This window comes from Bacillus sp. OTU530, assembly GCF_038440375.1.
In genome coordinates this window covers 1-24,889 of sequence record NZ_JASATP010000012.1, presented here as the reverse complement: position 1 = coordinate 24,889, position 24,889 = coordinate 1, and the positions used below count along the sequence as shown (strand labels likewise).

Annotated in this window: 17 protein-coding genes, 1 pseudogene and 2 other annotated features; of the genes and pseudogenes, 13 read left to right on the top strand and 5 right to left on the bottom strand. The window is 43.1% G+C overall.

The genetic code is table 11. From position 1 onward, the window contains the following. The 4 genes from AAHB12_RS11150 to AAHB12_RS11135 all read right to left on the bottom strand — a co-directional run bounded on the left by AAHB12_RS11150 (nt 1) and on the right by AAHB12_RS11135 (nt 4,388). A complete protein-coding gene (locus AAHB12_RS11150; RefSeq protein WP_342045370.1) occupies nt 1-2,280 on the bottom strand; it encodes an ATP-dependent helicase in 2,280 nt (759 codons plus the stop codon). Between the two features lie 223 nt (nt 2,281-2,503). After that, nucleotides 2,504-2,929 carry a GNAT family N-acetyltransferase gene (locus tag AAHB12_RS11145; RefSeq protein ID WP_129729021.1) on the bottom strand — a complete coding sequence of 142 codons (426 nt, stop codon included), beginning with the start codon at nt 2,927-2,929 and terminating at the stop codon, nt 2,504-2,506. A 4-nt stretch (nt 2,930-2,933) separates the two neighbouring features. Further along, a complete protein-coding gene (locus AAHB12_RS11140; protein WP_342045369.1) occupies nt 2,934-3,449 on the bottom strand; it encodes a YjcG family protein in 516 nt (171 codons plus the stop codon). A gap of 210 nt (nt 3,450-3,659) precedes the next feature. Beyond that, nucleotides 3,660-4,388 (bottom strand): alpha/beta hydrolase, encoded by a 729-nt coding sequence (locus AAHB12_RS11135; protein ID WP_342045368.1) that lies wholly within the window; start codon nt 4,386-4,388, stop codon nt 3,660-3,662. A 73-nt stretch (nt 4,389-4,461) separates the two neighbouring features. Between AAHB12_RS11135 and AAHB12_RS11130 the strand changes: the two are divergent. Next, nucleotides 4,462-5,023, top strand: a pseudogene (locus AAHB12_RS11130) (DMT family transporter); the annotation flags it as partial. A gap of 3 nt (nt 5,024-5,026) precedes the next feature. Here AAHB12_RS11130 and AAHB12_RS11125 read toward each other — a convergent pair. Further along, entirely contained in the window at nt 5,027-5,401 is a 375-nt protein-coding gene (locus AAHB12_RS11125) for an Ig-like domain-containing protein (protein WP_129729018.1), read from the bottom strand. Nucleotides 5,402-5,746: 345 nt separating this feature from the next. On the opposite strand from AAHB12_RS11125, the gene AAHB12_RS31755 reads away from it, so the two are divergent. The 12 genes from AAHB12_RS31755 to AAHB12_RS11070 all read left to right on the top strand — a co-directional run. Continuing rightward, nucleotides 5,747-6,019 carry a helix-turn-helix domain-containing protein gene (locus AAHB12_RS31755; protein ID WP_446715549.1) on the top strand — a complete coding sequence of 91 codons (273 nt, stop codon included), beginning with the start codon at nt 5,747-5,749 and terminating at the stop codon, nt 6,017-6,019. A 61-nt stretch (nt 6,020-6,080) separates the two neighbouring features. Then, the gene (locus tag AAHB12_RS31750; RefSeq protein WP_446715548.1) at nt 6,081-6,437 is read left to right on the top strand and encodes a recombinase family protein; all 357 of its coding nucleotides are present in this window, start codon (nt 6,081-6,083) and stop codon (nt 6,435-6,437) included. 163 nt (nt 6,438-6,600) lie between these two features. Then, nucleotides 6,601-7,902 (top strand): IS200/IS605 family accessory protein TnpB-related protein, encoded by a 1,302-nt coding sequence (locus AAHB12_RS11115; RefSeq protein WP_342045367.1) that lies wholly within the window; start codon nt 6,601-6,603, stop codon nt 7,900-7,902. Nucleotides 7,903-8,370: 468 nt separating this feature from the next. Beyond that, nucleotides 8,371-8,612, top strand: a binding site (T-box leader). Nucleotides 8,613-8,658: 46 nt separating this feature from the next. Next, nucleotides 8,659-8,897: a binding site (T-box leader), on the top strand. A 75-nt stretch (nt 8,898-8,972) separates the two neighbouring features. Continuing rightward, complete coding sequence (gene trpE, locus AAHB12_RS11110) at nt 8,973-10,388, top strand: anthranilate synthase component I (RefSeq protein ID WP_342045366.1); 1,416 nt, start codon at nt 8,973-8,975, stop codon at nt 10,386-10,388. Further along, nucleotides 10,385-10,996, top strand: coding sequence for an anthranilate synthase component II (locus AAHB12_RS11105; RefSeq protein WP_342045365.1), 612 nt, complete (start codon nt 10,385-10,387; stop codon nt 10,994-10,996). The genes trpE and AAHB12_RS11105 overlap by 4 nt, the downstream gene beginning before the upstream one ends. Continuing rightward, nucleotides 10,968-11,993 carry an anthranilate phosphoribosyltransferase gene (trpD, locus tag AAHB12_RS11100; protein WP_342045364.1) on the top strand — a complete coding sequence of 342 codons (1,026 nt, stop codon included), beginning with the start codon at nt 10,968-10,970 and terminating at the stop codon, nt 11,991-11,993. The genes AAHB12_RS11105 and trpD overlap by 29 nt, the downstream gene beginning before the upstream one ends. After that, the gene (gene trpC / locus AAHB12_RS11095) at nt 11,994-12,752 is read left to right on the top strand and encodes an indole-3-glycerol phosphate synthase TrpC (RefSeq protein ID WP_342045363.1); all 759 of its coding nucleotides are present in this window, start codon (nt 11,994-11,996) and stop codon (nt 12,750-12,752) included. A gap of 5 nt (nt 12,753-12,757) precedes the next feature. After that, on the top strand, nt 12,758-13,375 hold the full coding sequence (locus AAHB12_RS11090; RefSeq protein ID WP_342045362.1) for a phosphoribosylanthranilate isomerase: 618 nt from the start codon (nt 12,758-12,760) through the stop codon (nt 13,373-13,375). Next, on the top strand, nt 13,368-14,567 hold the full coding sequence (gene trpB / locus AAHB12_RS11085) for a tryptophan synthase subunit beta (protein ID WP_342045361.1): 1,200 nt from the start codon (nt 13,368-13,370) through the stop codon (nt 14,565-14,567). Before AAHB12_RS11090 ends, trpB begins: the two co-directional genes overlap by 8 nt. Nucleotide 14,568: 1 nt before the next feature. Continuing rightward, a complete protein-coding gene (gene trpA / locus AAHB12_RS11080) occupies nt 14,569-15,357 on the top strand; it encodes a tryptophan synthase subunit alpha (protein WP_129729010.1) in 789 nt (262 codons plus the stop codon). A 147-nt stretch (nt 15,358-15,504) separates the two neighbouring features. Then, nucleotides 15,505-17,007 carry an L-lactate permease gene (locus tag AAHB12_RS11075; RefSeq protein ID WP_342045360.1) on the top strand — a complete coding sequence of 501 codons (1,503 nt, stop codon included), beginning with the start codon at nt 15,505-15,507 and terminating at the stop codon, nt 17,005-17,007. Nucleotides 17,008-17,846: 839 nt separating this feature from the next. Continuing rightward, nucleotides 17,847-24,889: carboxypeptidase regulatory-like domain-containing protein (locus AAHB12_RS11070; RefSeq protein ID WP_342045359.1), on the top strand; the 7,043-nt coding region annotated here is incomplete at its 3' end.

Below are 24,889 nucleotides of genomic sequence, written 5' to 3'. Positions count from 1 at the left end.
TTATAACAACGTTTTAATAAACCTTGACGGATAAGCAGTCCGGCCGCGTCGCATGCTTGGAACCGATACATACAGCGAGTCCTTCGCACGTGTCATGGCGACATAGGTGAGCCGGCGCTCCTCCTCAAGCGGGGCGCTGTTTCCTTCGCGAAATGATTCCAGTGCAAAGTCATGCGGCAGCGAGCCGTCAACCGCTCCAAGTAAGTACACCTGCTCATACTCCAGCCCTTTTGACCGATGAATGGTCAGAAGCTGCACTGCATTGTCGGGTGCAGCGCTTCGTTTTTTCATGTCTGCCGTGATGCTCGTGATATAGTCAGCGTGAGCGAGAAGGGCAAGAATCGTTGTAAATTTCCGCGCAACGACCTTTAAGTCTCGAATATCGTCAGAGCCTTTTTCGATTGCGTTTCCTTCATTGCCGCGCTTCTTCACAAAGTCAGCAAATCCCATTTCTTTTTCAATCATTTCGATTGCGGCCAGCGGTGACAAGTTTGTTAGCTTCCGAAACATCGGGGCGATTTTTTGTAGTTTTTTTTGCTGAAACGAGTGAATGTTTTGCACTTTACTGAGTGCGCGGACAAGCGTGCAATCCTCTAAAATGCTCGTTGCTTTTAAGTCCTGCATAACGGCTTGCTTGAGAAAAAGTGCTGTCAGCAAATCGCTCATCGCAATTTCGTCGTCTTCGTTGAGACTTAGTCGCAAATACGCCAATAGACTGCGCACGATGCGCCGTTCGTAAAATGAGTGCGAATCACGATCAATGACAAACGGAATATCCGATTCCGTTAATCGTTCAAAGATTGCACGAGCTGCTGAATTCGTTCGGTACAATACCGCAAAGTCTGATGGCTGCGCGCCATTTGCGAGCCGCTCTTGTATATCTGTTACAATCATTGTTGCTTCTTCTTCCTCATCGTAAGGGAAGAAAAAAGCTGGCTGCGAGGCTGATTGGAATTGCGCCTCCATTTGTTTTTCACGACGATTCTTGTTTAAGGTGATGACTTTATTGGCCGTCGTGACGATGCTGTGGGAGGAGCGGTAATTTTGGTTAAGTGTTACAACAGCTGCATCCGGGTAATCACGGTCGAAATGCAGGATAAACATTGGGTCGCTGCCGCGAAACGCGTACACGGATTGATCATCATCGCCGACAACGCACAAGTTATTTGTATGTTGCGATAGCATACGCATAATCTCGTACTGTACCTTGTTGACGTCCTGATATTCATCAATGAGGAAGTAGCGGAATCGCCCTTGATAGCGCATGAGCAGCGCTTCATTTGTCTTGAGCAGCTCGTAGCAGCCCTGCAGCATGTCGTCAAAATCAAACGTGCCCCGTTCTTTTTTCATCTCTTCATACCGCTTGTACAAATAAAGCGCTTTTTCCTCCCAGTCCGACTTGGGTTTTACAGCATCGTGGTGAGTAAGTGTATTTTTCCAATACCCGATTTGCTGAGCAGCCTGGTCATATGGGAATTCCTTTTCATCTAGGCTAAGCTCCGCGCCAGCTTCCTTTAGCATACGGTCAATCATCCATTCATGCTTGAGAAGACGCTGCGGTGACCAACGCTCTCCATCGTGATGCAGCAGTATTTTATAAAAGATGCTATGGAATGTTCCGACAACGAGTGAATGCACAATAGCAGGAGAGAGACTAGAAAAACGAAGCAAACGGCTCTTCATTTCTTGTGCTGCCTTCGTTGTAAAGGTTACGAGCATAATGGATTTTGGATCAATTTGTTTCTCTTGAATCATATATGCGGTACGCGCTGTTAGCACACGTGTTTTTCCACTGCCTGCACCGGCAAGAATTAAAAGAGGTCCTTCTGTATGCGTAACCGCTTCGTACTGCGCGGAGTCGAGCGGGAATTGATCTTCATTTAAAATAGAGTACATTTTGCGCTCGCGATGCTTCGCAAAGTTTGAGATTCCTTTTACAACCTGTGTTTGTTTCCAAACTGAGACAATATTATTGTTAGAAACAGGGCGGGATTTAGGAATCCGAAAGCCGCCTTGCTCTGTATGGGAACCGACAGAGGCCAATTCCGCTTGTTTTACTTGCAGCCGTGCATGATCGGCTGCCTCGCAGGAGAATGTACTATTTGAAGCGATATGAAAAAAATATGGCTGCTGCCGAATGCCGAGATATAAATGGACAGATTCACCGCAGTGTGCGCATAAGACCTCGCCGAGCCGGCTTGCCTCGTATAGTATTTGAAAGCTTTCCCGTGGAAAGTATTGTAGATTGATTTCTTTTCCGTTATAGACGGCGAATTTCATACGTGCACCCCCTTTAGACGTGTTTCATCTTATCACAGGAACGAGAAAAAGACGAGAACAGAATAGTCCTCGTCTTCTATAAAAGATGCCGTAAATCCTTTATAAAGATTCCATTTTGCTTACATTAAAAAAGTTTCTAGCTAGAAGCGAGTTTGACGTAGCCGGAAATTCTAGAAGTGTAAGTGAAGCTATACCTCTGACTTCTCCTAATGGTGAGTTTTCTTTATAATTCCTTCACCATAACAACATGCGGAATATCTGCTTCCATGAACACGTCAGATATGGTATGGTAGCCAAGCTTTTGATAAAAGCCCTCCGCTTGTGTTTGCGCATGCAGCTTTGCTTTATGTAATCCTCGCTGAATCGCGGCTTGTTCAAGTGCTTCTACAATCAGGCGACCTGCTCCCTTTTGGCGATGGGACGCAAGTACGCAAATGCGTTCTATTTTGCCGGTTTCCTTGTCTACTGTGCGTGTTCTTCCAGCTGCAACCGGTACGCCATTATCGTATAGGACAACATGCGTTGCTGCATGATCGTACTCGTCATATTCTTCTTCTGGTGATACTTGCTGTTCAATGACAAATACTTGCTGACGGATGTCAAAGGCATCCTGTTTTTGTCTTTCTGTTGTTGCGATTTGTACGTGCAAGACTCTAGCAGTCCTTTCCAAGTTGAAATGTTTCATATACAGTCCATGATCCGTCTTCAAGCTGGTATAAAAGATGAAGGCGGTCGACTGTTTGTTCGTGATGAAACTCTATCATGCGTAATTGTCCTAATACATCGGCGTGTTCACCGTCAGACATGTCCTGACCTAGCGTAATGTGCGGCACAAATGTGTATTCTCGTTCCTGCGCGAAATAGCCTGTATGGAGCTTTTCATTTAAAGCCTCAAGTTCGGGCGTTTTTTCTACTTTAAAGTAAATAACGTTATTTACAGGAGTAAAGGAGCTGACTTTTCCAATCTTGAGTGTAAACGGTTTTATCTTGTCTGAAACTTTATCCAGTTCCTGCGCAATTTCCTTTGCCTTTTCCTCTGCTGCGTCGAAGGGCGATTTTAAGGTAATATGCGGCGGAATTAACGCGTAATGCGGGTCGTAGCGCTTGCGAAATGAGTTGGCTTTGTCTTGCATGCTTTTCGACGGGAAAATAACAATTCCGAATTTCATGATAGGAGCCTCCTTTTAGGTTTACAATATATATTTTGAAAAAATATATCAATTTACACTTTAAGAAAGTATAAATTTCCAACTAGAAGCTAATTCGGCATAGCAGAAAGTTTTAGGAACAAAGTGTAAGTGCAACTACGTTTCTGTCTTCGCCCAAGGGCAAGGCCCGCCAATCTTTACTATAGAACAATCCTCAGCATCAGAGAGGGTTTAACTTAATTCTAGCATATAGGATAGGGCATGCGGCAAATTTGCTTGCCAGTATCTCCATATATGTCCTCCCTGAAACTCCTCGTAGTAGTAGGGAAAGCCTTTCTCGGATAATAATGCATGAAGTTCGCGATTGGGCTTTATGAAGTCTTGTATTTTGCCGCTGGTTGTTTTGACGGCTGTTTCCTCGGTGCCGATGATATGATATAGCTCCAGCAGATGCGGCTCATGAAAGGAGCGAACCTTTTCCATCACAGCCTCATTGACGAATGGTGACTGCATAACGACCTTTCCGAACGTATGCGGATAAGAGAGCGCTGTCATAAGGGATATGGTTCCACCAAGTGAATCTCCAATTAAAATACGTCCTCTTCCCATTTGATATGTTGGATATTTTTCATCAAGGTAAGACGTGAGCTCGTGCGCTAAAAAGCGGGTATACGCCTCGTTTTGCGCGGCGTTTGGATAGTATTTTTCCCTGCGATCCGTCACGTCCTTGTATGGAATGCCAACGAAAATCGTACGATCGATGGCTTCTTCCTCGTCCAGTCTGTCTAATACAGACGCCGCTTTCCCAAAGCGAAAGTAATCTTTGCCATCCTGCGCAATTACAAGCAAGTGTTTTTGCAGTGGTGTGAAAAAGGCTGGCAAGTGGATGATAAGCGGTATATGCTCATCAAGAGCCTCGCTGTAAAATAAAATCTCTTCAATAGTTCCTTTGTTTGACATACAAGTTCCCCCAAGCAGTGTATATATCTATCTTATCATAATGTCGGAGAATTGGTATGACAGCCGCTCGCAGGGGGGGTTTTTCTTTTTCCGGGAGCGGACAACTGCTTCAGCGCTGGCTACAATGGGTATTGCAATTATTGGTGTGATGATGATCGGATGGGGGGATTTTGGCTTAAGCGGTCAGGCGATGCTTGGAGATCTTTTGTCCGTTCTAAGCGTAATTGCCGTTGTCGGCTATTTGCTCATTGGACAAAGTACGGTGAAGATGATGTCACATTGGTTGTACAGCTTTTGTGTATTTATGTTTGCAGCAGGATTCTTTACGATATATAACATAGTGACAAATACAACATTTTTAGGCTATTCGAGGCTTGATTGGAGCATGTTTGTCCTGCTGGCTACCGTTCCGACGCTTTCTCATCTTAATCAATAATTGGTTGTTGAATTATGTGATGCAACTACGATTTCGATGAGCATTTTAGGAGAGCCTGTCGGTGCGGCGACATTGGCATTTCTGCTCTTGCGTGAAAGTTTGACAGGCATGCAAATTCTTGGTGATGTCCTTGCATTAGCAGGTGTTTTTCTTTTTGATGCAGCAGCAAAAGCGTTTAAGTTCTCCGAAACATGCATAAGAGCTAGTTCGGATTGGTTAAGTATGTTTGGACCGTCACGATGCAAATGTCACGAAATTTCCCTTCATCCGTCGTTACGATTAGAATGGCTCGGCCTGGCTGTCTGCCTCTCACGATGGTCTCCTGTCCGTCCTGGATGATTTCCGCTATCTCTGGCTTATTGCTTGTCCATTCGATGGATTGGTTAGCGGCGTTATGAGGCAGAATGGTTGCATGAAGTGTTTCCTGCTGCCCAACCTTGAGCTTTAGCTTGGATTTGTTTACTTGTATGCCAACGACATTTACAGGATCGGGGGCAAGGGAGAGAGGTGGCTGTGCTTCCCGTTTATAGCGTGAGGCCTGACCGTTGTTTTGGAATTCTTCAAATCGGGTTAACATGGAAATACCTCCTGTCTAAAATAGGGCTCGAAAACGGGATTACCTACAAGTTGAATCAATATTTAATGGTTTAGAGATAATCATACAGAATAAGTATTACGGTTCATTTAATAGAAATTAAAGAAAATATTAAGATTATGGCGAAGTGTGGAGGGACATGTAATTGTTTTGTCGAAGAGTGTAATTTCTTTATGAAAAGGACATGTTTCTTAATGACTGCTCTGATACCATTCGAGCAGGTTAGATACATCTCTGTGGGTATTGCACATATAAAAGGGTTAAAAACTGTTTTTATTGTATTGGATATAGATAGACGAATGTATAATTACATGCTAGAATCAAATTATGGAAAAATTATACAGATTAAGTGAAGCTGCAAAGATTTTGGCAGTATCTGTTCGTACGTTACAACGTTGGGACGTAGATGGTAAAGTAAAGTTCATTCGAACTCCAAATGGAAAAAGGAGAATTTCTAAACGTGAAATTCAAAAAATTTTAGGAGAACCTCCTGCAGAGTCCTTAGAAAGAAAATTAGTCATTTACGCTAGGGTATCTTCTCATGAACAGAAGAAAACAGGAGATTTAGAACGACAGGTACAAATTGTTAAGAGGAAATAGATCGTTCCCTTTTCTCCTCTATTGATATTGTAGAAGATGTAGGTTCGGACGAAAAGGTTTATTGAAGTTACTAACAATGGCAAAGGAAAAGCAAATTACCGATGTTGCCGTTCGATACAAAGATCGTTTAACCCGATTTGGATTCGAATACCTACAATTCTACTTTGAAAGCCATGATGTTAAACTTCACGTTTTAGATGATAAGGAGAAAGCATCCACTATTCAAGAAGAACTAGTAGAAGACTTACTGTCGATTGTTACAAGTTTTTCAGGAAAATTATATGGAAGTCGAAGTAATAAGAATACACTCATGAAAGAAAAAATGAAAGGAGTTATAGAGGATGTTACAAACTTACCAGACGAAGTTAAGGAATGTACAACTGGATCATCATTTGTATGCAGAGGACTACCTCAATGAGTTTGGTGAGTTTTTTTGTTATGTAGAACGGAAGCTGTTCGTGCAGTTATATGTACGAAAACAAACGGCTTCTTCTATCAAATCTTCCTTTTCCAAACAATATGGAATCACTGCTCGACAATACAATTCCCTTCGCATGCAATTGGAAGGAAAAATAAATGCTGTGAAAGAAAACAGAACCTATAGAATCGAGCAACTGAAAGATAAGATCTCTGAAGTGGAACGTACGATAGAAAAGAAACAAAATCAAAAAGAAAAACTTTGGGAACAGATACATAAGTTCAGTCAAAATAACCTTCGTTTCATGAAGAGGGTTAAAAAATATAGAAACATAAAATTCGTTCTGCATCAAAAGAAGAGAAAATTACGTAATCTGCAACATAAACTAGAATCTTTGGATTGGGATGAACAAGCGAATATTGTGCGTATTTGTTTTGGTTCTAAAAAACTATTTCATAAACAATTTCATTTAGACGAGAATGGGTACAAGTCCCATGAAGAATGGAAAAAAGATTGGAAACAAGCACGAAGTTCTCAATTTATGGTCGTTGGTTCCAAGGATGAGACATTTGGAAATCAAAGTGCTACATATAATTTGCAGAATGAACTTCGCTTGCGTGTGGCAGATTGCTTTCAAGATAAATATGGTGAGTATATTTACTTCACAAATGTTTTATTTCCGTACGGACAAGAATGTTTAGACAAGGCAAAAGAAGCTTATAGGGGTGTTACAAAAGGAGGAAACCCAAAAAAGTATTTCAAAGCGATCACGTATCGTTTTTTACGCAACGAAAAAGGATGGTATCTTTATGCGACAGTCGATAGAGAAACAATGGATATTCAAACCTCTGAACTTGGTGGATACATTGGGGTTGATTTGAATGCAGGTTTCCTAGTTGCTTGCGAAATCGACAGATTTGGCAATCCAATACGAGAGTGGAGTATTCCTGTTCCTATGTATGACAGAAGGAAAGAACAAATATCGGCTTCTTTAAGTGATGCAATTCAAAGCGTGTTAATAGATGCAAGAGAAAAAAGAAAACATGTAGTAATAGAAAACTTAAACTTCTTTAAAAAAAAAGCTTCGTTGGGTGAAGTGAACAGAACATATGCACGTATGTTATCTGGTTTTGCTTACGCTAAGTTTAAAGATTTAGTGGAAGCAAAGGCAAAGAAAATCGGTGTAGGAGTAAAAATCATTCATCCTGCTTATACGAGCCAAATTGGTCATATGAAATTTATGGCGCGTTATGGTCTTAGTTCACATGGTTCTGCAGCTTGTATGATTGCGAGAAAAGCATATCGCTTTTCAACAGAACAACCAAAGTATGACACTGTATTAGGACTTCCTAAGAATTTTGATAAACAAAAATCGAATTACGGAAATTGGATAAGTATTACGAAATATGTAAGAACAAAGTATACGTTCCATGACAAAATAGAATTATTGAAAGCAGACATATAAAATCTATGTTTACAAAGACAGAACGGGGGTAACGCTTCCCTGATACCTGTAAGGAATGATGGGACCACGTACTTCCGTTCTTGCAGCACCTAGCAATACCCTAAAGCGAGGCTAACAGCCTGACAAGAGTGCAGTGAGAGATTACTCCTGCATCCTTGTACGTTCCTTTCCCCATAAGGTGAAATGGTGATTTACATGTGACGGAGACGTTGAAATTGAATTGGGTTGAAAGACTCAGATAGATGGATGTTTCCATTCTTGTTTTGAAGTGTGACCCTTCAACGCGATTCGTAAGAAACACTGTTCGTCTTACGTGCAAGAATGTTTTTCTTGAACAGATATAGCTTTATAGATTGTCTATAAATGTCTATATCTTTAGGAACGGTTTATTTGAAAATTTCTGAAATTAACTTGGAAATGTATTGACATATAAAAATCATATATACTACAATAGGTGTAACTTAAATACGGAAAGCGTTGAAGAAGAAGAGTACATATTGTGAACATGTCAGAGAGCTGATGGTTGGTGCGAATCAGTATGAGAGCAGTATGGAATGGGCTTCTGAGCTACCAAACCGAACTTGGAGTAGGCTTTGGCGAAAACGTCTCATCGTTATAAGAGACACACATTTGAGCATAAGCTCCAATGTGAAAAGCGGGCTGCATTTGCAGCCAATAAAGGTGGCACCACGGGGTTTCTCGTCCTTTCATTAGATAGGATGGGTGGCCCCTTTTTTGTTTATAAAAAAATCAATAATTAAATCGATGAGTAAGAGTAGTACGTATGATAGCGGCGTTCCAGAGAGTCGGGGATGGGTGAGAGCCCGGCACGTTTGCATATACAGAATGGACTTACGAGAGGCTCGCTGAACTTATAGTAGGCAGCCCGGGTTCCGCCGTTACAAGGATAGGATATGAAAGATGTATCTGAAAAAAGAGGGATTCGTTTGAATCCAACCTGAGGTGGCACCGCGGTATTGTATATCGTCCTCTGCATGTATTCCACATGCAGAGGTTTTTTTATGGGGAAAAATAATCGCAGCGGTTTATATATAAGGAGGGACTTAGATATGGAAAAAGAACAGTTTTTGCAGCAAAAGGAAGCAGGGAAAACATTTTTAGTCATTGAGCAAACGGAAGGCGATCTAGTAACGCCGATTGTGCTCTATCAAAGATTGCAGGGGACAAAAAAGTTCTTGCTTGAGAGCTCGCTTAGACAGGATGAGAAAGGACGTTATTCTTTTATCGGAAGCAATCCTTATCTAGAAATCAAAAGCAAGGAAGAGCAGGTAGAGCTTCAGTTCCAAGATCGTGTGGAGATGCGAGAAGGAAAAGTGCTCGACGTAATTGGCGACATTCTTCCATTTCATGAAGTGGAAAGTCCATTTCCGTTTTGCGGCGGTGCAATTGGATATGTTGGCTATGATGTAATTCGCCAATATGAAGTACTTGGTGAAGTGAATGTAGATGATTTACAGATGCCGGAAGCGCACATGATGTTTTATAACACATTTCTCGTGTATGACCATAAAATGCAAACTGTCTCATTTGTGTATGTATACAGAGCGGGAGAAGAAACATCCTACGAAGAAGTAGGGGAAGTGCTGCAGCAGCTGAAGGGGCAGGTTATGGAGGGCATGACAGTACACGCGTCGCTTGGCCGTCTTGACGCGAACTTCACCTCCAATGTGACGAAGGACCAATTTATGGATATGGTTGAAACGGCGAAGGAGTATATTCGTGCCGGCGATATTTTCCAAGTCGTGCTATCACAGCGGCTGCAAACACAATTTGCGGGGGATCCGTTCGGTTTATATCGCCGACTTCGCTTAACAAATCCATCACCGTATATGTTCTATATTGATTTTACGGATTATATTGTACTTGGCTCATCACCAGAAAGCTTGCTTGCGGTGCACGGGAAAAAGGTAACAACAAACCCAATTGCCGGGACAAGACCGCGCGGCGCAACACCAGAGCGTGACAAGCAAATTGAAGAGGAACTGCTAGATAATGAAAAGGAAAAGGCAGAGCATTTAATGCTTGTGGATCTTGGTCGTAACGATCTTGGTTTTATTAGCGAAATTGGTTCTGTTCAGCTTGATAAATTCATGGCGGTGGAGCGTTATTCCCATGTTATGCATCTTGTATCGGAAGTGTCGGGACAGTTACGGGACGGAATGACATGCTTGGATGCCCTGCAGCATTGCCTTCCTGCCGGCACGGTATCGGGGGCGCCAAAGATACGTGCGATGACGATTATTGATGAATTAGAAAATAGAAAGCGTAATGTGTATGCGGGAACAGTCGGATATATTTCATTTGCCGGCGATATGGATATGGCGCTAGCGATTCGAACGATGGTTGTAAAGGATAATAACGCATATATTCAAGCGGGTGCCGGAGTTGTATACGACTCAAGTCCAGAGGCGGAGTACGATGAAACAATAAATAAAGCGAAAGCATTATTGGAGGTTATGAAATGATTTTATTAATTGATAATTACGATTCGTTCACATATAACCTATATCAGCTGCTTGGTATGTGCGATGCGGAAGTCAAAGTCGTTCGTAACGACAAAATTACGATCGAAGAAATTAAGCAGCTTGAGCCTGATGCAATCGTACTTTCTCCTGGTCCTGGCCACCCGGAAGATGCTGGGATTTGCGTTGAGGTAGTGCAGCAGCTCTCGCCAACGATTCCAATTCTCGGCATTTGTCTTGGCCATCAAGCAATGGTTCATGCGCTTGGAGGCAAGGTTGTGCGTGCAAATCTTGTGAAGCATGGCAAAACATCGTTGCTAGAGCACACTGGTGCATCCATTTTCCAAGATATACCGAAGCCTGTTACAGTGATGCGCTATCATTCGCTGGTAGCAGAGAAAGCTACGCTTCCAAGCGAGTTCGAAGTATTGGCAACGAGCGCGGATGATGGCGAAATTATGGCGATTAAGCATCATGAATATCCATTGTTTGGACTGCAGTTCCACCCAGAGTCGATTGCGACAGAGGATGGCAAAACAATGATTAATCAATTTTTGAACTATACGCAAAGGGGGAGCCGCCATGAATCTGTATCTTCGCAAACTAATTGAGGGGAAAAACCTAACGGAAGAGGAAGTATACGAGGCTGGCCTGCAGCTTGTGGACGGAGACATATCAGATAGTGAGATCGCAGCATTTTTAGTCGGTTTAAAGCTAAAGGGAGAAACCTCTGATGAAATTTTCGGCCTCGTCCGCGCATTGCGGGCGAAGGCGGTGCCGTTTCGAAAAACAATTGCCGGCGCGATGGATAATTGTGGAACAGGCGGAGACGGCGCACAAACGTTTAATATTAGCACAACAACAGCGTTTGTATTAGCGGGTGCTGGAGTTAAGGTTGCTAAGCATGGCAGTCGCGCTGTATCAAGCAAAACAGGGAGTGCAGATGTGCTTGAGCGATTGGGAGTAAATATTGCTTGCCCACCGGAGGAAATTGAGCGATTATTAGAGACAGTAGGAATTGCATTTTTATTTGCGCCAGCTGTGCATCCGGCGCTAAAGCGGGTTGCTAAAATCCGAAAAGAACTGAATATTCCAACGATATTTAACTTTATCGGTCCGCTGACAAACCCGATTGACCTAGAAACACAGCTGATTGGTATCTATAAACGGGAAATGCTGCGACCGGTTGCAGGGGTGCTGCATAAGCTTGGCAGAAAACGAGCGGTTGTGCTGAACGGGAACGGATCTTTAGATGAGGCATCGCTGCAAGGGGAAAATCATATCGTTCTTCTTGAGGATGGAAACATCCAAGAAATCATTGTGAGTCCAGAGGAATTCGGTTTTGAACGTGTGCCGAATAGCGCGATTCGCGGCGGTATGTCAGAGGAAAATGCACGTATTACACTTGGTATTTTACAGGGAGAGCCAGGTCCGCATCGCGATACAGTATTGCTAAACGCAGCATTAGCGCTGTTTGCGAACGGAAAGGCAAAAACAATTGGGGAAGGCGTGGAGCTGGCGAAGGAGAGCATTGATTCTAGAAGTGCGCTCGCAAAGCTTCAGCAGCTGGCAAAAGAAAGCAATAAGACCAAAGAAGAGGTGAAATAAATGGGAACGATTTTAGATACAATTTTGGACCAAAAGCGCATAGAGGTTGGGGAGCTTAAGCAACAAACATTTTCTAAGGAAAAAAAGCCGCACGCGTCACTTGCGGAGAGCTTGCGTAATAAAAGCTTAACCATTATCTCAGAAATTAAGCGAGCATCTCCTTCTAAAGGAGATTTAAACTTAAATGTTGATGTACAAGAGCAGGGGAAAACGTATGAACACTGCGGAGCGAGTGCAATTTCTGTATTAACAGATACAAAGTTTTTCAAGGGCTCGTTTGCAGATTTAGAAAAGGTGCGGGAGGTTACGACAGTACCGCTTTTATGCAAGGACTTTGTGATTGATGAGGTCCAAATTGACCGCGCAAATGATGCAGGCGCAGATATTATTTTATTAATTGTTGCGGCTTTATCACAGCAGCGTTTGCAAGAGCTGTATAATTACGCAACGTCATATGGACTGGATGTAATTGTAGAAGTTCATGATGAAGAGGAGCTGGAAACAGCACTTTCCATTCAGCCAGCGATTGTTGGTGTGAATAACCGTAATTTGAAAACATTTGAGGTTACGCTTGAAACAACAGAGCGTTTAGCGGAACGTATTGTAAGCTCAGGTGCATTATTTATTAGCGAAAGCGGCATTAAAACGAGAGAAGATGTAGAACGAGTACAGCGTGCGGGTGCAAAGGGAATCCTTGTTGGAGAAGCGTTTATGACGGCAGCTTCGCTTGAGGAATTGTTTGCGGGATTGCAGGTGTAAGAGGCATGAAGGTAAAGGTTTGCGGGATTACGGACGTAGAGACAGCAAAGAAAACATGTGAGTATGGGACGGATGCACTTGGATTCGTATTTGCGAAAAGCAAGCGCCAGGTGACACCGGAGCAGGCAGCGGAAATCATTGCCCAGCTGCCAAAGCATGTTCTGAAAATTGGTGTATTTGTGAACGAAACGCCAGAAAGAGTGCAAGCTATTGTAAAGCAGTGCGGTCTTGACTATGCACAGCTGCACGGAGAAGAAGATGAAGCGTACTGCAAGAACATACAGGTTCCTGCGATTAAAGCATTCGGCGTTGCATCGCCTGAAGCGATTCAGCAGGCGACGAAATATGAGGTAGATTATGTGCTGTTCGACAGTCCAAAAGAGGAGTATCATGGCGGTAACGGAAAAACCTTTGATTGGAACGTTTTACAAGACATGCCTGAGGAACTTCGGTCAAAGCTTATTTTGGCAGGCGGCTTAAGTGCGGACAATGTGAAGGAAGCAGCCGCTCTTGTTCGTCCCTATATGATTGATGCAAGCAGTAGCTTAGAAACAGATGGAAAAAAAGACGTAAAGAAAATAAAGGAATTTATAGAAAAAGTGAAGGAGAGTCAGCATGCTTAACTACACATATCCAGATGAACGAGGACATTATGGCATTTACGGAGGACGCTATATTCCAGAAACATTAATGCAGTCAGTATTGGAATTAGAGGCTGCGTATAAGGAAGCGATGGAGGATGAAGCGTTCATCGCACAGCTGAACCATTACTTAGAAAAATATGTTGGTCGCGCAACACCGCTGTACCTTGCAGAAAATTTAACAAAAAGATTAGGCGGAGCGAAAATTTACTTAAAGCGTGAAGATTTGAATCATACAGGTGCTCATAAAATTAACAACACAATCGGCCAGGCTTTATTAGCGGTTCGGATGGGGAAAAAGAAGGTTGTTGCTGAAACAGGCGCAGGCCAGCATGGGGTTGCGACTGCGACGGTTTGTGCATTGCTTGGGCTTGAATGTATCATCTTTATGGGAGAAGAAGATATTCAGCGCCAAAAGCTAAACGTATTTCGTATGGAATTGCTAGGAGCGAAGGTACAAGGCGTCTCCTCTGGAAGCGCAACACTAAAGGATGCGGTAAATGAAGCGCTTCGCTACTGGGTAACAAATGTGGCGGATACGCATTATATTATGGGTTCTGTACTTGGACCTCACCCATTCCCGCAAATTGTACGCGACTTCCAAAGCATAATTGGAACAGAAACTATTGAGCAATACTTGGCTGAAGAAGGCAAAATGCCAGAAGCAGTGGTAGCCTGCATCGGCGGTGGCAGCAATGCGATGGGAATGTTTTATCCATTTGTTCCGCATGAAGAGGTAAAGATGTACGGAGTGGAAGCGGCAGGTTCTGGTGTGGACACTGAGAAGCATGCGGCAACATTAACAAAGGGCAGAGTCGGCGTATTACACGGTTCCATGATGTATTTGCTGCAAAATGAAGACGGACAGATTCAAGAAGCACACTCCATTTCGGCGGGTCTTGATTATCCAGGTGTTGGACCAGAACATAGCCTTTTAAAGGATTTAGGACGTGCTGAGTATCATTCTGTAACGGATGAGGAAGCGTTAGAGGCATTTCAATTGCTAGCGCGTGAAGAAGGAATTATTCCAGCATTGGAAAGCTCTCATGCAATTGCATTCGTATTGAAGCTTGCACCAACGATGAAGAAGGAAGAAGGCATTGTCGTTTGCTTATCAGGACGTGGTGATAAAGACGTAGAAAGCGTAAAAGGCTACTTGGCAGGGAGGAAATAACATGGGAGCAGAACGTATTGAAGGCGTATTCCAAAAGTTAAAGGCAGCAGGAGAAAAAGCATTCGTACCGTACATTATGGCGGGTGACGGAGGTTTAGAGAAGCTGAAGGAAACAATTTTATTTTTAGATCAAGAAGGAGCAAGTGTGCTTGAAATCGGGATTCCATTCTCTGATCCAGTTGCGGATGGTCCAACGATTCAGCGTGCCGGTAAACGTGCTCTTGATAACGGGACAACACTAAGCGATATTTTTCAAGCGCTTATAGAGGTTCGCCCGCATGTGTCCGTACCATTTGTCTTAATGACATATTTAAATCCAATCCTGTCCTTTGGACGTGAACGTTTTATAGAGAAGTGTGTACAGGCTGGTGTTGACGGTTTAATCATTCCAGATTTGCCGTTTGAGCACAATGATGTACTGTCTCCGGTTCTAAAGCCAGCAAATATTGCGCTTATTCCACTTGTTACATTAACGAGTCCGATTGAGCGTATTCGTAAAATCGCATCCGAAGCGAGCGGCTTCTTATATGCGGTAACGGTAACAGGTGTAACAGGTGTGCGCCGTGAGTTTCAAGAGAGCTTGTTCACATACCTAGAACAAGTAAAGAGTGTCACAACATTACCTGTATTAGCTGGATTCGGTATTTCTACACCAGAGCATGTAAAGGAAATGGCAAAAATATGTGATGGTGTAGTTGTCGGCAGCCGTATTATTGACCTATTGGAAGAGGGAAATAAGGAAGGTATTCGTGATTTGATTCAAGCTGCACGTACTGTGGCAGCAAAATGAGAAATAAGCAGGGGTGTCCTAGTTAGGGCACCCCTTTTACACTATAAAGAAAGTATTATAACAGTTTTCTTATTAGGGTTATCTGTTATATAATACATTTAGGTGGAAACCGAGCTGCCTAAATTCTTATCCAAAAGGTGATAAAACATGGAAATCCTTCTCGCTCTTAGTCCTATTCTGAGTATTTTTCTGTTTTTATTTGCTTTTAAGCAAACAACTTTTCGATCTGCCATTTTCTCTTATGTTGTTTGCTTAGCTATCGTACTTTTGTTTCAGCCCTTTCAACTCCATATGGGAGAAATCCTTCATGCGACGGCAAAGGGGGCACTAATTTGCTTCATTGTTGCGTATGTTTTATTTTTTGGTATTTTTTTATTTCACCTTATGAATAAAATAGGTTTAATTCAGTCTATCGCCTCTTTTGTGTCGGATACAACGAATGATCGTATGATGCAGACTTTGCTTATATGTTTTGGGATATGTCCGCTTATTGAATCAGCAAGCGGATTTGGCATTGGTTTTATGGTGGCTGCCCCGATTTTTTTATCGCTGGGTTACTCGCCATTTCAGGCTGCGCTTCTTTCCTTTATTGGGCTGCTAGCTAGCTCATGGGGAGCGCTTGCAACCGGAACGATTATCGGTTCGCAGCTTGTGAACATTCCGCTATCTGTTATTGGATCTAGTACTGCAATTTTAAGTACACCTATTTTTGCATATATGATGATCACTTCCCTGTACATAGTAGGGGGCTGGAGGGCAGTTCAGGAAAAATGGCTGGAGCTTTTAGGTTTTTTTCTTCTATTCTCGCTGTCTATCTTCCTATTTAGTAAGTATGTAAGTGTGGAGCTTGCGGGTATTTTAAGTCCATTGATGACGATTGCTTTTGGATTCATTCGTATCAAAGCTTCCGCCGCTAAGCGAAAAGTGACATATTCACAAAGCGCCGCCTCATTATCCGGGGAAAATCGAAGCATTATTAAAATATTAAGTCCATACTTGTTTCTTACTGTATGTATTTTGCTTTCACGCTTAATTCCAAATGTTTCTCATACGCTACAATCAACATTTATCCTGGATTTACCATCTTATTCTTATAAGCTCGCACTTTTATATTCACCTGGATTCTGGCTCGGTCTTACATGTATGTTTACGATTATGCTGTTTCGTGTCCCGTTTTCAATTGTGAAACAGTCATTATGCAGTACAGTGCGGCAATGGATTCCGTTTGTGGTTACGACCACAATGTTTATTTCTATCTCAGAAATAATGGGCGTTTCTGGTATGCATCAGCTGCTCGCACAAACGGCAGGTGATGCGTTTGGAAAAATGTTTATGATTGTGACGCCATTTATTGGGGCAATAGGAGGGTTTTTAACCGGAAGCAATGCCGGCTCGAATGCCATGTTTATTAAGCTGCAGGTACAAACAGCACAGCATGTCGGCTTATCTTGGCAATCAATTTCTATAAGTCAAAACACAAGCTCGTCTATTTCAACGATTGCCTGTCCGTCTCGCATTACGCTTGGCGCTTATTTATGTAACATTCCGTCTCGTGAGAATGAGCTGCTTCGCACAACAACGCTTATGATTAGCGGGGCAGTGATGATTGTACTGATTGAAACGGTAGCATGGCTAACAATGTTTCAATAAGAAAACGCACGATACGAGTATATCCTGCTGTAATAATGAATAAAGAAAACTCGCCGACTGGCGAGCCCCGCTCTTGGGCGAAGACAGAGGCGTAGTTGCCCTTATACTTTATTCTTAAAGTGGAATTTAAAATATTTTCCAATTTATTGGTTTACAATAAACTCCTATTTGTATATAATTTACTGTGCAAGAATCAGTTTCCTAAGAGTAAGTCGAATAGAATGATGAACCGTATGACAATTGTAATGATTCATAGGCTACAACTTCATACGGTCTTATCTTTGATTTGACCGCGCTGATACGGAACTGCAAACTGCCCAGTTTTTTGCCCAAAATTATTCAACCGCAGGACGAATTGTGTCCTGCGGTTTTTCTATGTTTTGCTGTAGAAATCTTTTAGATATCTGCGGTTTTTGCTATGAAAGGGTGCCACATTGCCTATAATCAAGCGTGCATTAGATGAAGATTTACATCTATTCAGAGAAGAATTCCTAAAAAGTTGGTATTTGTTATTTCTAATAAACGGATTATAGAAATAGAGAAATAGAAATTGGTTTCTTTTAAATGTAAAAGCACTGATAAATTAGTATGTCCTATAATTTGGATATTTATGGAATTTAACTTAGGATTTTTGCACTTGAAACGTTTTTTACACTTTAAGAAAGTATAAATTTCTAGCTGGAGGCTGATTCGACGTAGCGAGAAATTTTAGGAATAAAGTATAAGGGCAACTACACCTCTGTCTTCGCCCAAAAGCAGGCTCGCCAATCGGCGAGTTTTCTTTATATAAACTTGCACTTCTATATTAATTGATTCATATCTTTTTTAGAGTGTGACTTATGGGGAAATTTGGAGGTGTGAAAACAGTGGCTTTTCCTAGTAATGACCAATTCTCTCCTGTAATAGTAGGAGGCCAGCCTTCCTTTGACATAGTGGGGGATGAATCCCCCGGCTCTACAGACTTAGTCGGCAATGCAAGTTTTCTTTCCTTTTATTATGCGTACGATGGAACAAATGTATATTTTCGCTTGAGATTAAATGAGGATCCAAGAAATAATGCCAAAACAGCTTTTCAAAACTTTGCATGGGGTGCTTTATTTAATACGAACGGGGTTGCAGGAACTTATCAATGGTTATTAGCTGTAAATGGAAATGCTGCTAGATTGGATTTAATTCAAAATACGAATATACAATTTAATACATGGAATGACCCTGCTGAAGGGACAGATGGCAAGGGAGCCCCTAATTTTAGCAGGCAGATTATTAATTTTGACGTAGCCAGAGTTACCCCAGCCAATTCAAATTTTGGAGGTAATCCTGATTTTTTTCTTGATTTTTTTATTCCAGCAAATACCTTATTTTCTTTTCTGGGGATTACGGAAATAACATCGGTTCAATTAATAGGATTTACGTCTGCTAATGCTAATAACTTTAACAAAGATTCATTGCGTAGCTTGGAAGGATTTCAGTTTATCAGTGCGTTTTCGGCTCCAGCGTCAGTTGTTGATGTAGATGTGAGAGCAGAACTAGATATTTCAAAGACACTCGTATCAGGTCCTTCAACAGTAACGGCCGGAGTTTCGGCAGCTTATACAGCTAGGATAACCGTTCAGAATACAGGCAAAAGCCAAGCAACAACTGTTTTGGTTCGTGATGTCATTGGACTGGACATAGTTTCAGGCTTTGTGCTTGTTACCGTTGGAGCAGGGAGCGCGACATATAACTCTACGACGAAAACGTTAAGCTGGAGTATTGGCAATTTGGCAGCGGGCGGGACAACTACATTAACATTCACTGTGACAGGAATCTTCACCACAGCAGGTGCAAGAACGCTTGAAACAGCGACTGTAAATGGGATAGACAGCTTTACTGGAAATCAAATTCCTGCTGCTACAGCAACAACAGCAATTACCGTTCAAGCAACAGGAGGCATTGTCGGGAATGTAGCAGACCGATCGTCAGGTCTTCCTTTGGCCGATGTTGCGGTTCAGTTGCAGCAAGGGAGTACAACAATAGCAACAACGATAACGAATGGAAGTGGAGATTACAGCTTTACAGGAATTGCTCCTGGGACGTATACATTAACATTTTCGAAAGCAAATTATGCTACATTAAGCATTCCAGTAACAGTGACATCCGGGAATATTACACGTGCGGATACATTGTTAACCCCTCAACCTGGAACAATCACAGGAACTGTTACAGCTGCAGGAGATGGTCCGCTAGCAAATGCCACAGTTAATTTAACGAATACAGCTGGCGTTCTTATTGCCCAAACGACAACAAATGCTAGTGGCCAATACACATTCTCTAGCGTATCACCAGGGCATTACAATGTATCGGTGATAGCGGCAAACTTTCAGTCATCCTCGTCAGGGGTGGATGTTGCATCGAACGGAACGGTAACGAAGAATTTTGTATTGCAGCCGAATCCAGCTATCGTTCAAGGAACGGTTACAGACTCCGGTGGTTCTCCGTTGTCTGGGGTACTAGTTGAAGCGCTAAATGAAACTGGTATAGTCATAGCTAGTACAACAACAAATGGTTCTGGTCAATATATGTTAAATAATTTGGCACCCGGAACGTATAGGGTAAGAATTAGCACACCACAATTCATCACACAAATTATAGGAACGACGCTTACAGCTGGTGAAACAGCAACAATTAATGTGGCCTTATCGCCGAACCCGGGCGCATTAACAGGAACGGTAAGGGATGCCGGCAACGGGGCACCTCTTGCGAATGCGAGTATTCGTATCATCAATAGTCACGGGATTGCTGTGGCCCAAACAACAACAAATGGAGCAGGCAATTACTTCATCGATTCTCTGGCACCGGGAAGCTATTCTGTTAGCTTTTCCGTAGGCGGATATGGGTCGCAAATTTTAGGGGCCATTATTCGGTCAGATGCTACTACAACAGTAGATGCTAATCTTTCCAGATTAGTTGGAACACTTTCGGGTACAGTGACAAATGTTAACGGGATCCCGATTTCTGGGGCTGTAATACAAGTATTTCAAAATAATATATTGATAGCTTCTGCTTTAACAGATGTAAACGGAAGTTACACGATTAATAATTTAATTCCAGGTACCTATAGTGTCAGTAGCAGCTCACCAAATTTTTCTACTGGTGTGAGTGGAGCTTTGATTCAAGCGAATCAAACAACAATTGTTAACACCCAGCTTCAACCAAATCCGGGAACATTGTCTGGAACGGTTACCGATAATAACGGCAATCTGTTATCCGGGTCAACAGTTATTGTACGTGACAGTTCTTCAAGCACGATTGTTTCAAGCACTGTAACGAATAATAATGGCGGATATATTGTAACCAACTTAGCACCGGGAAGCTATTCGGTCACTGCCTCTGCAAACAACTTCCAAACAAATAGTAGTGGTGCAATCATAAACTCTAATCAAACATCAATTGTGAATTTCTCTCTCTCTCCCAATCCTGCCTCCATAACAGGAACGATTAGAAATAGCATAACAGATGACCCGATTACTGGGGCTTCTATTGAAATTCGGATTGTTAATTTAAGTGGTTCTACCATTGCAACAGCATTTACGGATCCGAGTGGTATGTATTTGGTCAATAACCTGGCACCTGGAACGTACGGAATAATTGTCAATGCCCCGAATTTTCAAACAAACTCAGCTACGGTCACTTTATCTCCAGGAGAAACAAAAAATGTCAGTGTAAGTTTGAATCCGTCTCCGGGAGGGATTACCGGAACGATCACGGACGCTCAAGCTGGCACCCCTATTGCTGGAGCAGTTATAAAGATAACTGATGCAAACAATGTTTTAATCCAATCAGTCCTTACTGGTTCTCAAGGGAATTATTCTGTAACTGGGCTTGCACCAGGTAGTTACAATATTATTGTTTCAGCCAATGGTTTTCAAACTGGATTGACAGGTGCTGTCGTTCAAGCAGGTACAATTACATCAAGGGATGTTGCACTTGAAGAAAATCCTGGATCGATTATTGGCACAGTGACTCCAGCGATTGCTGGAGCAATAATCCAGTTGTTCAGCGCTGATAATATATTCATTGCTTCAACGTCAGCAACGCCGGAAGGCTTATTTCAGTTTAATAATATAACTCCAAGCCAATATATCATTACAGCTTCCGCCCCAAATTTCGCAACATCCATCGTAGGAGCGACAGTTCTTCCGAATCAAACAACATCCGTTTCAATTACTCTGCAGCCGAATCCGGCAACCATTTCTGGTCAGATAACAAGCAGTACAGGACAACCGGTTAAAGATGCGATTATTAAAATTTTAGATGCTAATGAAACAGTCATAGGAATTGGATCTACAGATATTAATGGAAACTATTCAATAGGAAATATTCCACCTGGAACATTTAGTGTTGTCGTAACTGCCCCGAATTTCTCAACAGTCACAAGCGGAATAACATTAACTCCTGGCGAAACCGTTTCTGGTGTTAACATCCAATTGCAGCCGGATCCTGGTTCCATTGCTGGTCAAGTAATTGACCAAAACGAAAACCCTATAAATGGAGTCACCATTATTGTTCGAAAAGGTGATGGATCTTTTGTTACGTCGGTATTAACAAGTCCATTCGGTAACTATGTTGTAGATGGATTGGCACCTGGAAGTTATACAGTAATTGCGAATAAGGATAATTTTTCAACCGAATCGGTCGGAGTGATTGTCATCAGTGATCAAACAACTGCTGCTAATCTAACCTTAACAAGTGTTGTTGGTGATGTTAGTGGAAGAGTAGTTGATCTAAATGGAAATCCTGTTACGGGAAACAATATTCAAGTCAAACTTTTAGATAGTTCGGGATTAGTGCTTCGAAGCTTTGTAGCAGAATCGGACGGAACATTTTCAGTGTTGGGACTATCAGCAGGTCGATACTTTATCAATATATCCGCTCAAGATTTTAGTGCCAATACGGTTCCGGTTGATGTCATAGCAGGTACAATTAGTTCCGTTACAATACCATTAACGCCCGCGCCAGCAACGTTAACAGGGACTGTAGTTAATCAGATTACAGGTGAAGGTGTTCCTGGAGCAATCCTAACCATTAATTCGCTTTCTGGTATCTTTATCGCACAAAGAGTCAGTGGAAATAATGGTGCGTTCACAATTAGCGGGTTACCACCAACAAATGTAGTGGTCAGTGCGAGCGCAACTAATTTCGGTTCGGATACCCTAGCTGTTTCGTTACATCCAAACCAAACATCCACTATTGTATTGCCCATTTCTCCAAATCCTGGTTCATTGACAGGGTTTATCTCAAATGCTCAAACAGGAGGAGCGATACCAGGGACTATTATTACCATTTTTAAATCAACCACCGGCGAATTTGTAACCAGTGTCGTTTCTGACGGATCTGGTCAATTTTTAATCAATGGGTTAACTCCTGGAAGCTACAGAGCTGTAGCCAGCGCGGATGGATTTTCGACAGATGCTGCCAATTTTACCATTGAGCCAGGAAATATAACCACATTGAGCTTTGCTTTGGCTCCGAACCCAGCTACCCTGACGGGAACGGTGACGGATGCACAAACAGGAACTTCGATTGCCGGAGCCGGGGTTGTCATGGTAATCCAAGGCAGCGGGATTATTGTTGCGTCAACTCAAACGGACCAAACTGGGAACTATGTGTTAACTGGTATTGCCCCAGGAAGCTATGATGCGGTCTTTTCAACAGAGAATTTTACGAGCCAAACGGTGTCTGTGAACCTAACGGCAGGAGAAACTGAAACGGTGAATGTAGCGTTACTGCCAAATCCAGCGGTCATTAACGGAACCGTCCGGGATGTAATCACTGGAAATGTATTATCCAATGCCTTGATTCAAGTGTTCAACGGTCAAGGAAGGTTTCTGGCGAGCATGCTGACCGATGTGAACGGGCAATACACGATCTCGGGCTTGCCGGAAGGTATGCTATCCGTCCAGGCGAGTGCGCCGAATTTTGCTTCTGACATGCAAGTCATTACTTTAAAGCCAGGTGAGACGGAAACGGTTGATTTTGCGCTGGCACCCAACCCTGCTTCTCTGACAGGAAGTGTGACGGATGCGCAAACAGGGGCACCTCTTCCAGGCACTGTCATCCAAGTGTTTATCGCCGGAACGGCTGTGCCGGTGAAATCCACGTTCACGGACCCGAATGGTCTGTATGTCATCAATGGCTTGAATGAAGGGGAATACCGTGTAGTGATAGGTGCGGACAATTATGCCTCGTCTATTTTCCACATCGTATTGGGACCAGGAGAAGCACGTGTATTAAATGCAGCTCTTGTAGCCAACCCAGCCACCATCCAAGGACAGGTGACGGACGCGCAAACAGGGACTCCGATTGCTGGAGCTGGGGTGGTCACAGTAATTCAAGGCAGCGGAGTGATTGTTGCTTCAATTCAAACAGATCAAACTGGGAACTATGTGTTGACGGGCATTGCTCCGGGAAGCTATAACGTTGTCTTTTCGGCAGCGAATTTCACAAACCAAACGGTGTCCGTGAACCTAACAGCGGGAGAAACCGAAACGGTGAACATAGCGTTAACGCCAAATCCAGCGTTGATTACCGGGACGGTCCGGGATGCAACCACTGGAAATGTGCTGTCCAATGCCTTGATTCAAGTGTTCAACAGTCAAGGAAGGTTTTTGGCGAGTACGCTGACCGATGTGAACGGGCAATACACTATTTCAGGTTTGCCGGAAGGCATGTTATCTGTTCAGGCGAGTGCGCCGAATTTTGCTTCTGACATGAAAGTTATTACTTTAACGCCAGGCGAGACGGGAACAGTGGATTTTGCGCTGGCATCCAACCCTGCTTCTCTGACGGGAAGCGTGACCGATGCACAAACAGGGGCACCTCTTTCTGGCGCTCTTGTTCAAGTGCTTATCGCAGGAACGGGTGTGCCGGTGAAATCCACGTTGACAGACCCGACAGGCTTGTATGTTATCAATGGGCTGGCCGAAGGCGAATATCGTGTAGAGATAGGTGTGGATAATTATGCCTCGTCTATTTTCCGCATCGTTTTGGACCCGGGAGAAGAGCGTGTGCTGAATGCAGCTCTCCAAGCCAACCCGGCCACCATCCAAGGACAGGTGACAGACGCACAAACGGGAACTCCGATTGCCGGAGCCGGGGTTGTCACCGTGGTCCAAGGCAGCGGAGTGATTGTTGCTTCAACTCAAACAGATCAAACTGGGAACTATCTGTTGACGGGCATCGCTCCAGGAAGCTATAACGTGGTCATTTCGACAGACAATTTTACAAGCCAAACGGTGTCTGTGAACCTAGCAGCGGGAGAAACCGAAACGGTGAATGTAGCGTTAACACCGAATCCGGCGACTATTAATGGAACAGTCCGAGATTCAGTGACGGGAACAGTGCTGCCGAATGCGTTGATTCAAGTATTCAATAGTCAAGGAAGGTTTTTGGCGAGTACGCTGACCGATGTGAACGGGCAATACGCTATTTCAGGTTTGCCGGAAGGCACGATATCTGTTCAGGCGAGTGCGCCGAATTTTGCTTCTGAGCTCACCGTCATTACCTTAACGCCAGGTGAGACGGAAACGGTGGATTTTGCGTTGGCATCCAACCCTGCTTCTCTGACGGGAAGTGTGACCGATGCACAAACAGGGGCACCCCTTTCTGGCGCTCTCGTCCAAGTATTTATCGTTGGAACAGCTGTGCCAGTGAAGTTCACTTTGACAGATCCGAATGGTCTGTATTTCATCAATGGATTAAATGGAGGCGAATACCAGGTGGTCATATCCGATGATAATTATGTAGCGGCTATCTTCCGAATTATCTTAGAACCAGGAGAAGAACGTGTACTGGATGCGGCGCTTCAAGCCAATCCGGCTACGATTCAAGGACAGGTGACAGA